This window comes from Psychrobacter sp. WY6 (genome assembly GCF_018448495.1).
Taxonomy (GTDB): domain Bacteria; phylum Pseudomonadota; class Gammaproteobacteria; order Pseudomonadales; family Moraxellaceae; genus Psychrobacter.
The window spans coordinates 452,030-465,463 of record NZ_CP049902.1; the positions used below are offsets into that span (position 1 = coordinate 452,030).

Annotated in this window: 9 protein-coding genes and 4 pseudogenes; 6 read left to right on the forward strand and 7 right to left on the reverse strand. The window is 43.4% G+C overall.

All coding sequences use genetic code 11. The features are described from left to right. Positions 1 to 414 carry an OsmC family protein gene (locus G7Y90_RS02205; RefSeq protein WP_055125345.1) on the reverse strand — a complete coding sequence of 138 codons (414 nt, stop codon included), beginning with the start codon at positions 412 to 414 and terminating at the stop codon, positions 1 to 3. 519 nt (positions 415 to 933) lie between these two features. Here G7Y90_RS02205 and G7Y90_RS02210 point away from each other — a divergent pair. Beyond that, positions 934 to 1,455, forward strand: a complete 522-nt coding sequence (locus G7Y90_RS02210; RefSeq protein WP_045452438.1) for an RNA pyrophosphohydrolase — start codon at positions 934 to 936, stop codon at positions 1,453 to 1,455. Positions 1,456 to 1,551: 96 nt separating this feature from the next. Here G7Y90_RS02210 and G7Y90_RS02215 read toward each other — a convergent pair whose 3' ends face one another. The 4 genes and pseudogenes from G7Y90_RS02215 to G7Y90_RS02230 all read right to left on the reverse strand — a co-directional run bounded on the left by G7Y90_RS02215 (position 1,552) and on the right by G7Y90_RS02230 (position 5,368). Beyond that, the gene (locus tag G7Y90_RS02215; RefSeq protein WP_250163267.1) at positions 1,552 to 2,646 is read right to left on the reverse strand and encodes an NAD(P)-dependent alcohol dehydrogenase; all 1,095 of its coding nucleotides are present in this window, start codon (positions 2,644 to 2,646) and stop codon (positions 1,552 to 1,554) included. Positions 2,647 to 2,878: 232 nt separating this feature from the next. Next, positions 2,879 to 3,761 (reverse strand): annotated as a pseudogene (locus G7Y90_RS02220) (NRDE family protein). Positions 3,762 to 3,909: 148 nt separating this feature from the next. Next, positions 3,910 to 5,220 (reverse strand): DUF4139 domain-containing protein, encoded by a 1,311-nt coding sequence (locus G7Y90_RS02225; RefSeq protein WP_250163268.1) that lies wholly within the window; start codon positions 5,218 to 5,220, stop codon positions 3,910 to 3,912. Then, positions 5,183 to 5,368, reverse strand: a complete 186-nt coding sequence (locus G7Y90_RS02230) for a hypothetical protein (RefSeq protein WP_250163269.1) — start codon at positions 5,366 to 5,368, stop codon at positions 5,183 to 5,185. The genes G7Y90_RS02225 and G7Y90_RS02230 overlap by 38 nt, the downstream gene beginning before the upstream one ends. A gap of 374 nt (positions 5,369 to 5,742) precedes the next feature. On the opposite strand from G7Y90_RS02230, the gene lgt reads away from it, so the two are divergent. The 4 genes and pseudogenes from lgt (at position 5,743) to G7Y90_RS02250 (ending at position 8,602) form a co-directional block, all read left to right on the forward strand. Next, positions 5,743 to 6,627 carry a prolipoprotein diacylglyceryl transferase gene (gene lgt / locus G7Y90_RS02235; protein WP_087813630.1) on the forward strand — a complete coding sequence of 295 codons (885 nt, stop codon included), beginning with the start codon at positions 5,743 to 5,745 and terminating at the stop codon, positions 6,625 to 6,627. Between the two features lie 74 nt (positions 6,628 to 6,701). After that, entirely contained in the window at positions 6,702 to 7,592 is an 891-nt protein-coding gene (locus tag G7Y90_RS02240) for a thymidylate synthase (protein ID WP_250163270.1), read from the forward strand. 76 nt (positions 7,593 to 7,668) lie between these two features. Beyond that, positions 7,669 to 8,237, forward strand: a pseudogene (locus G7Y90_RS02245) (dihydrofolate reductase). A gap of 11 nt (positions 8,238 to 8,248) precedes the next feature. Beyond that, positions 8,249 to 8,602, forward strand: a complete 354-nt coding sequence (locus tag G7Y90_RS02250; RefSeq protein ID WP_250163271.1) for an energy transducer TonB — start codon at positions 8,249 to 8,251, stop codon at positions 8,600 to 8,602. A 77-nt stretch (positions 8,603 to 8,679) separates the two neighbouring features. On the opposite strand, the pseudogene uvrC reads toward G7Y90_RS02250, so the two are convergent. Continuing rightward, positions 8,680 to 10,523, reverse strand: a pseudogene (gene uvrC, locus G7Y90_RS02255) (excinuclease ABC subunit UvrC). A gap of 140 nt (positions 10,524 to 10,663) precedes the next feature. Continuing rightward, positions 10,664 to 12,186: pseudogene (locus tag G7Y90_RS18340) on the reverse strand (DUF3360 family protein). A gap of 515 nt (positions 12,187 to 12,701) precedes the next feature. Between G7Y90_RS18340 and G7Y90_RS02265 the strand changes: the two are divergent. Next, positions 12,702 to 13,292 carry a DUF4442 domain-containing protein gene (locus G7Y90_RS02265; protein ID WP_250163272.1) on the forward strand — a complete coding sequence of 197 codons (591 nt, stop codon included), beginning with the start codon at positions 12,702 to 12,704 and terminating at the stop codon, positions 13,290 to 13,292. Positions 13,293 to 13,434 lie beyond the last annotated feature (142 nt).

Below are 13,434 nucleotides of genomic sequence, written 5' to 3' on the forward strand. Positions count from 1 at the left end.
CTACCCTGCAATCACTTCGAAATCATGGGTGACGTTCACCCCACCTTGTACCAACATTCTACTGGCTGAGCAGTATTTTTCTGCGGACAGTTTTATGGCCTTCTCTACTTGGCTTTCTTTGACATCTTGACCTGTCACCACAAAATGCATGTGAATGTCAGTATAGACAGCTGGTACAGTTTCAGCACGCTGAGCGGTAAGCTCACAACGTACGTCTGTCACCTCTTGGCGCGATTTTTGTAAAATCGCTACCACATCATAGCTAGCACAACCACCAAGCCCCAATAGAATCAGCTCCATCGGACTTGCGCCTTTTTCTTTATCGGCATCGATCTGTACATTATGCCCTGATGGTGACACGCCCATAAATGCTTTGTTTTCTTGCCACGTTACACTTGCTTTTGACTCTGACATCTTGACCATTCCTTATTTTAATTAGCTCGTTGCCCGATTTTTATTTTCTGGCAATATGTTTTACTTGGCTAGTGTAGCATAAGCCAATGGCACATTTTATCGAGCCCTTATCATCCAAAATCATTATCATTATGAATGGCTCACCTATTTGTCTTTTGCAGCCTTATTTTTAATTAAACCTTTTTACTAAAATTTTCTTAGCAGTGAATTCACATTCATACACCGCCTACTGTTTATTATTCAAACCTACCCTCTTATAGTTCGAACCTATCTTTGCAGTAAGATTCCCCAAAAAACATTACAAAAGTTTAATTATAACTGGTTGATTTTAAACAGTTAAGCTCGTGAAACATTTTATAGCAAAATACTGTTACACATTTTGCTTGTTTCTTGGTTTAATAACGGTAATGAATCTTATTTTGACCTAATATCGACAACCATCACCTTATAATAATTATGATTGCTGTCACGGTTCTAGCTCAAAATAAGCTATTTTAAATAAATTAAAAAGGTTTAATCATGATAGATGCAGACGGCTTTCGCGCCAATGTCGGCATCATCTTGGCAAATACACAAGGGCAGGTTCTGTGGGCAAAACGTATTGGTCACAACGCTTGGCAGTTCCCACAAGGCGGTATCGACCGTGGGGAGACGCCGATGGATGCGATGTATCGCGAGCTCTGGGAAGAGGTCGGCCTGCATCCGCGTCATGTAGACTTATTGGCAGTGACGCAAGATTGGTTGCGTTATCGTCTGCCAAAACGCTATGTGCGGCATGGACAGCACCCTTTATGTATTGGGCAAAAACAGAAATGGTTTTTGCTACGCTTAGATGAGACGAACACTCAACATATCCGCTTTGATGAGGGCAAACCAGAATTTGATCATTGGCAATGGGTCAGTTACTGGTATCCACTTGGACAAGTGATTCATTTTAAACGAGGCGTTTATCGCCGTGCCTTGCAAGAGCTAGTGCCTGAGCTACCTCTAAGGCAAGAGCTGATTATTCCTGAACAAGACAATCACTTGTTGATAGGATGAACTGACATTTTGATTAAAAGTAACACGTAATAGAAGAGCCTGTATCCTTTAGATGCAGGCTCTTCTATTATATAGCGATTATATCTTGCGGAATAATTATGGCTTGATAGCAATTTTTAGTACGCCGTCACGCTGATGCATGAACAAGTCATAGGCCTCTACAATATCATCCAAGGCGTAGGTATGCGTCACCATCTCTGATAAATCTACTCGACCCGACTCGATGACATTCATCAATCGGCGCATACGCTCTTTACCTCCTGGGCAGAGAGCCGTTCTTATCGTATGATCACCAAGACCAGAGGCGAAATGAGCCATTGGAATGACTAAATCTTCAGAATACACACCCAAACTTGAGAGTGTACCGCCTGGTTTTAATATTTTGAGACATTGCTCAAACGTAGACTGTAAACCTAACGCCTCGATACTGCTATCCACCCCACGACCACCAGTGATTTTCATGATCTCATCCACCACGTCAACTTCTGTGAAGTTTAGAGTAATATCTGCTCCCAGTTTCTTTGCCATGGCCAAACGTTCATTATTGCCATCGACAGCGATAATCAGTGACGCGCCTTTAATCCTTGCTCCAGCAGTAGCGCATAAACCGATAGGGCCTTGTGCAAATATAGCAACCACATCACCAATCTGAATATTGGCGTTTTCTGCGCCTTTGAAGCCTGTCGACATAATGTCAGGGCACATCAGCACTTGCTCATCCGTCAGTCCATCTGGCACTGGACATAGATTGGCCTGCGCATCTGGCACTAGCACATACTCTGCTTGCGTACCGTCAATGTGATTACCAAAACGCCAGCCGCCTGTGGCTTTATAACCGTGACAAGAACATCGACCATCTGCATCAAGATAGCCACCGTCTTGTGACGGGAAACCATCTTGACTGGCATAGGAGGTAAACGTTGGGCAAATGGCGCCAGCAACGACTCGCTGCCCTTCTTCATAGCCCATGACTGCGCTACCAAGCTTTTCAATGATACCTACTGGCTCGTGACCAATGGTTAAGCCTTTTGCAACGGCATACTCACCTTTAAAGATATGGATATCAGTACCACAAATGGTCGTGGTGGTAATTTTTATCAAGGCATCATTAGGGCCTACATCAGGGATTTTTTTATCTACAATTTCAATTTTACCTGGTTCAATAAATATCAGTGACTTCATCATGCTCATTTCACACTCCTTGTTTTATAAACATTTACTCAACTGGTATAAACTTTAGTTACATCTATATTTATCTTACGCCATATACTTAGTAATTTAAAGTGAAATCCATTCTTTAATAAAGGGATTGGTGATTTTCTCTTGTTCGATATTAAAACTGTAGTATCAAACTTCTCATGAAAATTGTACGTGAGCCTCATTAAGAGTAGATGAAAAAGCTAATAGATGAAAAATCTATAGGCTACTTATGACTATCATGTCGACATTCTTTATAACTGTCATGCTGACACTCTCGGCTTACTAATCTAGCAATATCATCCACTGCGGAAGCTGCCAACTGAGAATGACATTTCAGGGTTAAAATGCTTTGGGTACGTGTCGCATAAGTTGGCAAATTATTTTGCGTATGATTAAAAGTGACAGGCTCTATATAAATAGAAGACAGAATCTGCTCAATCTCAACAGCCACTCCAGTCTCCGGCAGCTTATCCACTGGCGCTTGCGTATTGTCAGACAATACCGCAAAGGCAGCTTCTTGCCAGTACTCAGGTTCGCTATTCTCAGCGATTAGTGGCAATACTTCTTGGCGCAGCCTGCCTCGCAGCTTTTCAGTTTTAAACCAGCTGTCCTCAGGCTGACCATTGGAGATGACATGCAGTCCTGCATATAGTGGCATAGGAGCATGACCACGATTATTGACAATAACGGCTTGTGTCATATCACCAATAATGAGATTGAACCCAGCATAGTTTTGCAAACTAATCTGCCGTGCAAACTCCATCGGGCTTATATCACTGGTTAAGAAATCCGTGACTAGCGCCCCGCGTGAGCACTCATCAGAGCTTGCCTGCACGCCATCGCGAAAATTTAATACCGCAGCCCAACGTCCGTTTTGCTGATAATATTCTTGAGGCGCTTGATGACTGTATTGATGATTGGCTTGATGGGTCTGTTGATGAATACCCAGCCAAGTACCGCCACTTTGTACATCACGTCCTGCAAAAATAGGCTTATTTCCCATTGATGAGCAGCTCTGTCGGACGCTGCAAAAACTCATCGCGATTGGACAATAGCACCAAGGCAAGCTCATCAAACAGTTGCCAAGCAATGGCGACAATACACATAAGACTCCTAATTTTACTAAAAATATGCTTAGCAAACAGCCAAGCTTGATTTAAGTTTGGACTTAGTTCACTGACAAATTAGTTCACTGATAAGTTTTTGCTAGCAGGATAACTAATCTGAGAGGTCGACTGTATGACTTTTGATTGTTTACTTTGTAAATCGAACTCCCACGCAAACCATGCCTTTATTGTTCCAGTCACGCTCAGTCACTGGCGGTGTATGAGTGATGGTTACTTTAAGACTGTCGTCGCGGCTAATTGGCTCACTGCCTAATACTTGTAAATGCATAGGTCGGTTGTGCTGATTGGTAAATTGATACGCTTGTGTTTTAGTTAAGGTTTGCGTGCGATTGAAAGCGCCTTTATCACCCTGCTTATCTTCATCAGCTATCTGCTTTACGATAGTATTAGGGTCAATACCAAAACCGATACCTTGCTCTTTGAGCGCTTGATAACTATAGCGCGCCTGCCCGACATAATTATCATCACGGTATAGCTGTAGCGAACCATCTACCCAAGCTGGTGTCAAGAACGGTGCAGATGCATACCAATAGCCAGCTGCCTCCACACTCGGCGTACTACGAATCCATAGCTTGCTGCTGCCCGACTGCTCATCAATGACCGTCCGTACGCGCCTGCCATCGCTTGGAATACTAATACGCTGCGGCAAGCGGTATTCGGTAATGCCGTTTTTATTCTGACTGCTAACGGTAAAGCTTGGCAGCGGCGCCATGTTAGGTGTCGAGGCACCGCCATAGCTGTCTCTTGCAGATACCACAACAGGCATGTTTTCCGCCATAGGTGGTACAGATATAGTCCGGTTTTCTCTATCTTCTTCATATAAAGAAAAACGCTCAACTCGTGGCAATTGGCTGGTCGTGTTTTGATTGGGATTGACAGAGCTTAGCGTCAAAGGGACATTGAGCCAGTTTTCTCCTGTCTGCTGGGCAATAACCGCAGAGGCAATGATATTTAATTGCTTGGTTTCAGTATTCAGCCTTGCTTGATACGTTGGCTCCCAACCCGCGCCGCGTACTTGATAGTGCAGTTTCACACTGCTTGGTACTCGACTGGCAGTACGTACACTCACTTGAGTCACACTATTTTGAGTGGAAGTCGCGCTGCCTGCCATTAGTTGGTTGAGCGCATCTTGCGCACGGGCTTGGCGCTGCTGAATTTCTAGTATCCGTTTATTGATACTGACCGCTTGGGTTTCCAGATCGCGCGCATTATTGGCAAGCGTGCCATCTGTACTGATTTGCGTGACCTTGGTTAAATTCTGCAAGTAAGCTTTAGCTAAGCGTGCCGCTTCTAACTCAGCATTAATAACTGCCAAATTATCTTGCTGTGTTTGCACTCTCGCCTCACCTTGATACTGACACTGTGCTGCTTGCTCATCGCTTAAAGTCTCGATACTGACTTCACCAATATTGATGCCATTTGCTGCTTGTACGCTCACACTGTTTATCGATATAAGGGGACAGACAAGAAAAAACCAGTGTCTGCTCACCGCTACCATTGATTGGTAACGCACGAGTCACACTAGCTAAGCCCTGATAAATGGTCACTTGCTCAATACTACTGTTCGCTGCCTGAGCAGGAGTCAAAGCTAAAGCCGCTAAGCCAAATAAACCCAGTGGCGTCAACTGTTTTTAGAGGGTAAAAATTTAGGTAATATTGCTACTTTTGATAACTTAGCTTGCATAATCATTCCTTAAAAATACGGTTAATCCATTAATACGGTGCATTAGCGCAAGCGCGCAGTATCTAACGCTTCATTAAATATAATGATGCAATATTTATGATGGCATTTATTTTCAGCAGCTTTTTTATATCTTAGCGGTTTTCTGGCTTTCTTTCTAGATGTTACCCGTAGCAGATAAGTTGTTACCATGAGATGAGCCTCACCGTAATTTGGTATGCCTCACTGGCTATTTTTGCTATTATGAGCAGCATTCTATTACCAAATTATGATGCCCTTATGATGATACATCCTCAGTACGATCCTGTAGCGCTGTCTTTGGGTCCAGTAGAAGTGCACTGGTATGGCCTAATGTATTTATTAGCATTTGCCGCCGCCTTTGGTCTGGCTTGGTATCGCAGCACCAAACGTGACAATTGGAACACTGACATGGTGTCCGACTTGGTGTTTTTTGGCGCACTTGGCGTCATTTTGGGCGGTCGTGTCGGCTATGTATTGTTTTATCAATTCGGTGAATTTTTACAAAACCCCGCTTACCTTTTCAAAGTCTGGGAAGGCGGTATGTCTTTCCATGGCGGCATGATTGGTGTCTTACTGGGCATGTTATATTTTGCCCGTAAGTATAAAAAGACCCCGTTTCAGGTGCTAGATTTTATCGTTCCTTGTGTGCCAACAGGCTTATTATTTGGTCGTATTGGCAATTATATCAATGGTGAGCTATGGGGCCGTGTCTCTAACGGTGGCTACAACTGGCTGACCTACTTCCCGCAAGCGGCTGCTACTGATATGCAGCAATTGCAAACCAACCCTGAGCTACAAGAGTTAATGCTTGAAGTAAATGGGCAGTATTTGCTACCTCGCCACCCCTCACAGCTGTATGAGGCACTTGCTGAAGGGTTATTATTATTCCTATTCCTATGGTGGTATTCATCAAAACCGCGCCCACGTATGGCAGCATCGGCAGTATTTTTATTGGGCTATGGCATCAGCCGCTTCATCATTGAGTTTTTCCGCCAACCCGATGCGGACCAAGGATTTGTATTACTAGGTTGGATGACCAAAGGGCAAATACTCAGCGCTCCCATGATTATTATTGGTTTCATTATGCTGGTATACGCTTACAAACGCGGTATCTATGACTGGGGTAAGCAGTCGGCTTATTAAGCACTAATTCACATCCAGTAGCCTGTTAAAAAACAATACAACTATGCGTTTTAATAGCGTAGAAGAGCAATCTTATGACCATGAGCAACTCCATTATTAGTAACAACAAGCAGCGTAAAAATGAGCAAGCCTATCTAGATTTGCTGCATCTTGTCCTCACTGAAGGCACTGAAAAAGGCGATCGTACTGGCACTGGTACGCTGAGCCACTTTGGCGCGCAGCTACGTTTTAATTTAGCCGACGGTTTTCCATTATTAACCACCAAAAAAGTCCACTTTAAATCTATCGTCTATGAGCTATTTTGGTTTTTAAGTGGCAGTACGCATGTTGATTATCTACAAGCCAATGGCGTACGTATTTGGAATGAGTGGTCTACGGCTGAACAGACAGCGCGCTTTAACCGCCCTGCTGGTGATTTAGGCCCTGTCTATGGTCATCAGTGGCGCAATTATGGCGCAAGCCAGCGTGAAGATGGGAGCTACAATAACGATGGTGTCGATCAAATCGCCCAAGTCATTGAGCAAATAAAAACCAATCCCAATTCAAGACGTTTGATTGTGTCTGGTTGGAATCCCTGTGAAGCAGATCAAGTTGCGCTGCCGCCTTGTCATACGCTATTTCAGTTCTTTGTGGCGGATAATAAACTGTCATGCCAGCTCTATCAGCGTTCAGCAGATTTATTCCTAGGTGTGCCATTTAATATTGCCAGTTATGCCTTGCTGACCCATATGGTCGCGCAAGTATGCGGATTAGAAGTGGGCGAATTTATCTGGACGGGTGGCGATTGTCATATTTATCAAAACCACCGCGAGCAAGTTGAATTACAGTTGACGCGTGAGCTTTATAAGCTACCAACGCTGACGCTTAATCCTGATGTGAAAGATATTTTTGCTTTCAAATACGAAGACATTAGCGTTGATGGTTACGAGTCGCATCCTGCGATTAAGGCAAAGGTTGCAGTCTAGCCTTTGTCTGATTGAAAGTTTTAAATAAATGCAGCAAATGCAAGTAGCATGTTAAAGACAATAAAAAGGATACGTTATGAGTTATGCCCACACCGAAGTTGCCCAAATCGCAGCTATCAGTAGCAACCGCTGTATCGGCAAAGATAATGAGCTACCGTGGCATATCTCAGCAGATTTACAGCATTTTAAAAGCATGACGACCAAACAAAATGACGGTGCGATTCAAGGTATCGTCATTATGGGTCGTAAGACGTTTGAATCAATGGGCAGCAAGCCTTTGCCAAAACGCGTGAGCTTCATCATCAGCACCCAGCTAGATTATGCCGAACAAAAAGGTTTGGTCGATAAAAGCAATGCTTACGTGGTGCATAATTTAGATGATGCATTAACGCAAGCAGCAAGTCTGGCACATGGTGCGCATCTGGATACCATTTGGGTGATTGGCGGCGAGCGGTGTTTAGCGATGCGTTGATGTATACCGATCGCATTGAGCTGACCCACGTCGATACTGAGATTACGGATGGCGACGCTTTTTATCCTGAGTTGCCAAGTGAATTTGAAGTGGCAGAAGAGTCTGAGCAAATGCATGATGAAAAAAGTGCACTAGATTTTAAATTTGTGACTTATAAAATAAAAGCAGACTAGGTCAGCTGGTTATGAAACTACTACCCTTTATCTTTACTGGCATATTACTATCGGGCTGTCAGAGTCTAGCGATAAGAGAGCCTGTTATTAAGCCTGCTGAAATATTGCGTCAACCTCAGTTCACAGTTCCACACAGAGCAGCTAGACGTTTGAAAGCTGGTGAGGAATATGAAGTTGTCCTGAGCATGTTGATTGATAAATCTGGTCAAATTAGTTCCATTTCTGTTACTGAGTCATCAGGCGTCGTGTCATTAGACCGAAGTGCTCTACGTGATGCTAGAAAAATGATATTCAAAGCCGGTACTAAGGATAATGAGTTTATTACAACAAAAGTTACTGTACCCATTACCTATGTAATACCTTAGAAACTGTTTACCCTACTACTAAAAATTTAGATAGATAGATAGATAGATAGATAGATAGGTAGGTAGAATGTAAACGCCTACTCGTGCAATACTTTATAAACTGTTTTTGCAAGTACTGGCCCAATCCCTTGCACGCCTGCCAATTCCTGCTGCGATGCACCGAGCAATTGCTGCAGTCCGCCAAAGTGATTAAGCAGGTCACGGCGGCGCTTTTCACCCAGCCCCGGTATGACTTCTAACACTGACGATGAACGGCGCTTATCACGCTTCTTACGATGCGCCGTAATCGCAAAACGATGCGCCTCATCGCGAATATGCATCAATAAATGCAGCGCCTTGCTATCCATCGGCAAATCAAGTGGCTCATGATCGATAAAATGTAGCACTTCAAGCCCAGCCTTACGTCCTTCGCCTTTTGCCACGCTAATCAGCAAAGTATCACCAAGAATACCCAGCTCGGTTAGCACTTCTTTAGCGATGCCAAGCTGACCTTTACCCCCATCAATCAGCAACAAATCAGGCAATGGTTGCTTTTTATAGCGCCGTGTCAGCACTTGTTTCATTGCGGCATAATCATCACCACCGACAATGTCATGAATGGCATATTGACGATAATCACGGCGACGCGAGCCACCTTGGTCAAAGACTACGCAGCTACCAATGGTCGCCTCGCCCATGGTATGGGAGATATCAAAACACTCTATGCGATCAATGGTTCTATCAGTGACGTCCGCTAAGACATCTTTTAAGGCACCAAAGCGCGCATGCAACTCCAAATAGTCGCCCAGCTTGGTTTTTAGGGCGTTATTGGTATTGAGTTTGGCTAAATCTAACCATTCGGCACGGTGTTCACGTACATTAGTTTTGATCACGACTTTACTGCCAAAATGGCTCGCCAGTGCTTCACTGACCGCCACCTGATCCGGTAATTCATGACTCAACATGATTTCGGATGGTAAGTCATCCGTTACTTGAAAATAAAATGAAGTAATAAAGGCAGATAAATTATCAGCAAGTGGCTCGCTGCTATCGACATCAGGGAAGTAGTTTTTACCACCCAGTACACGACCACCACGTACGGTCAGTACGTTGACGCATGTCATGCCTGCCTGACTAGCGATAGCAATTACATCCGCCTCACCTTGTACAGTATAAACAGCTTGCTTAGCTTGTACTTCACGCAGCATAGACAGCTGATCGCGATAAAACACTGCCTTTTCAAAATCTAATTCTTCAGCAGAAGCTTCCATTTTTTCAATCAAAGCGCTATGAATATCGCTAGAGTCGCCTTTTAGGAAACGAATAGTATTATTGACATCTTCCATATATTCTTCAGGCGATACCAAGCCCACGCAGGGTGCACGGCAGCGTTTAATCTGATATTCAAGGCACGGACGCTTACGTTGCTTAAAAAAGGTATTGGTACATTGGCGCATTTGAAACATTTTCTGCATCAGCACCAGTGTCTCTTTGGCGGCATGAGCAGAGGGAAAGGACCGAAAAAGCGCCCTTTCTGGTGATTGCCTTTACCGCGACCATAAGCCAATCGCGGGTAAGGCTTATCCGCTGAAATAAATACATAAAGATAAGATTTGTCATCACGCAATAGCACGTTATAAGGCGGACGATACTCTTTAATCAAGTTTTGCTCGAGCAATAACGCTTCAGTCTCACTACGGGTAATAATGGTTTCAATATTATGTATCCGTGCCACTAGCGCCCGTGTTTTTGGATGGTCAATGGTTTTAGCAAAGTAGCTGTTCACACGGCTCTTGAGTGACTTGGCTTTACCGACATATAAGATATCACCGTTTTTTCCCAGCATCTTATACACGCCTGGCAAATTTGGTAGGCGCTGGATTAAATGCTTAAGACGGGCTTTCTTGTCATCGACAGGACTCGATTCTGAGACATTGACCATAGAATTTTTTGCTCTTAAAAGTCTTGTAATACTGCTAGTTATGGGGCGGGAGTCATTGTTTTACAAGCCAATTATTATCATAGCATCACCCATAAAAAAGCCAGCACCGATGCTGACTTTTATAGGTAAGCAAGATGCCATTAATGGCGGAAGTTAGCCATCAATGCCGGAATACCCGGTAGCATACCAACGATAGCCATCACGCCAGTCAATACCACAAACATAATACCCGGTATGATCCAGCGGCTCATTTTAGTTAAATTAGCACTGCGTTCTTTCGAGCCAATCAAGCCTAAGTTATCAAGCAACAACGTGAGTGACCAACCAAAGGCAGGATTTACAAGCGCTGAAGCAAACACCACAATCGCAGCAGACTGCGTGGTTTTACCTTCACGAGTCATTTCCATACCAGCTTCAAGCAGTGGAATAAACACACCAACGATTAAGGCCACACACATCACTGGCTGCCAAATAGCCAAATCCATTGGATAGCCCCAAACCCCTGCGATAATACAAAACAATGCCGTCAATAAGGCACCAGCAGGAATCGGACGTTTGGCAATCGCTGCTGGGACAATATAGGTGCCCCACGATGACGCAAAGTTAGCACCGCCCAATACAGAGCCGACGACCTGACGAAACGAAGCGCTGGTCATTGTGTCATCGATATCCATGAGTACCTTTTCAGTACGTTTAGGATAGCTGATTTTTTGAAAGACCTGATGGCCTAAAAAATCTGGTGACCACATAGCAACGGCCAAAATAGCAAACGGCAGTACGACAATGAAGCTTTCAACCGTCGGTAATCCTAGCATCCAACCAGTATTTTCACCCCACCAATACATCGGGTTCATGTTTGGTAAGCCTGGTGCAGTTTTGAACTCAAAGGGTGCACCCAATGCAAATGCAAGTCCGCCACCTAGTACACAGCTTAGCGGAACCGCAAGCCAGCGTTTTTGCCAATGCTCAAGTAATGCATATAGCAGGATAGTGGCCAAAATTGAAAAAGGCAATATGCGACATGCCAATACCTTCTGCCCATGCAAAGAGGTTTTTGACCTGTGAGGTGGTACCGATAAACCCTAAGTAAATCAAGAGGCCACCGCACCCCTTTACTGGTCAAGTTTGCCAGCAGACTGCCCCCTTTACTGATTGCCAATAGCAAGCCGAAGGCACCGATGAGCAGACCAAAGGCCATCGGGTGACCACCAGCAGCAACAACGATAGGAATAAGCGGAATAAGGGGGCCGTGAGTACCTGCAAGGTTGGCTGTCGGGAGTAGAAATCCTGAAAATAAGATGATAAAGAATGAAACGATTAATAGCTCATAACGAACGTTTTCTAAAACAAACGCATCGCCCAAACCAAGTGGACCTGCAAATGTTGCAGCAATCGCACCCACCATAACCACTTTACCAATCGTTGCCGCCATTGCAGGAATAGTATCTTCATACTCAAAGCGATAATCACGAAACGGCAAATTGGGACGCCAGCGTTTTGGCTGCATGATTTGTAATTCATGATTTAGATAAGCGTCACGACTGTCAAAGCTTGCGCTTGGTTTGTGTAAATCAAGGTAGCTACCTGATGGCTCGCTGTCGTAATTAGATGGATTTGATGACTGCTGATTAGACCCTGAAGAAGGGATCTGAGTGTTACTCATCACATTTCCTTATGTCGACTGAGGCTTTATTTAACTGATAATTTGATAGTGAAATTTAATGTGACTAAAGCGTCCATTAAAAATTGCAAGCCATTGTATGACATGAGAACTCGAAATGCGAACTTAGAATCACTAAAAAAGTCCATACACTATTATAATATATAAATTAAAGTTTCCATTTAATACAAAATTGAACTTAATAGAAAACCATGAGGAAAAAACACACTTAATATAGGCTTTAAATTAGAATAAATGACCTTTTTCTTAATAATTATCTGTATCTAGATATTTGTTATCACATAACTAAATATTAAAGATAGCTATAATAAATAGTTTATTATAACTTTTAAGTAACTATAGAAAATCCATGTCAGTTACGCTTTAAGCCTAGCGGTTTTGATATTTTTTACTTATGATAAATGCCCTTTCGTGACTGCTCTTTGATAGAAGTACACTAAAAAATTTGATTCAAACGGTATCACTAAAAAATATAAAAGAAGCAATAGGACGAATTTATGAGTTTGCTACCCACCAATTTTGAGACGCTAAAACGCAGAGCCAAACAAAGTATCATGCCGTTATTGACACCCCACCTACTGAAGCTGCGTATCAACACTTATGCACCATACGTAGGCGCTGGTATCAGAATCGATCACCTCAATCTAGATCAAGGTTTGTGTGTGGTAAGTATGGGGCTAAATACGCTGAACAAAAACATCGTAGGCACTCAGTTTGGCGGCAGCCTGTATTCGATGGTGGACCCATTCTATATGATAATGCTGATGCACCAATTGGGCAGCAGCTATGTCGTTTGGGACAAAAGCTCATATATTGAGTTTATTGCGCCTGGTAATAGCAAAGTCACTGCACGCCTAAAAATTCCTAGCAATGAAATCACCACGATTCAGGAATTAGCAAAAGAAGGCGAGCCGGTATTTCGGGAATACCAAGCAGATATCGTCGATGATCAACAAAAAGTTATCGCTACCGTCACTAAAACGCTCTATATACGCTTGCGTAAGTACAGCAAATCTAAAGACCAAAATAGCCGTATCGAAATCTCGATGGTTAGAGGCTTAAGGGCAATTTTTAAAACAGTTCTCTAGATTTGTGATTTAAAGCGCATTAATTAAAACGACAGAAACAAAAACCCCAATCTGGCATACGCACAGATTGGGGTTTTGTCTTTTTTGGTACTACCCGCTTATTTATATGAAACCTATGAATAAGGGCTTGTATCTGGCTTTT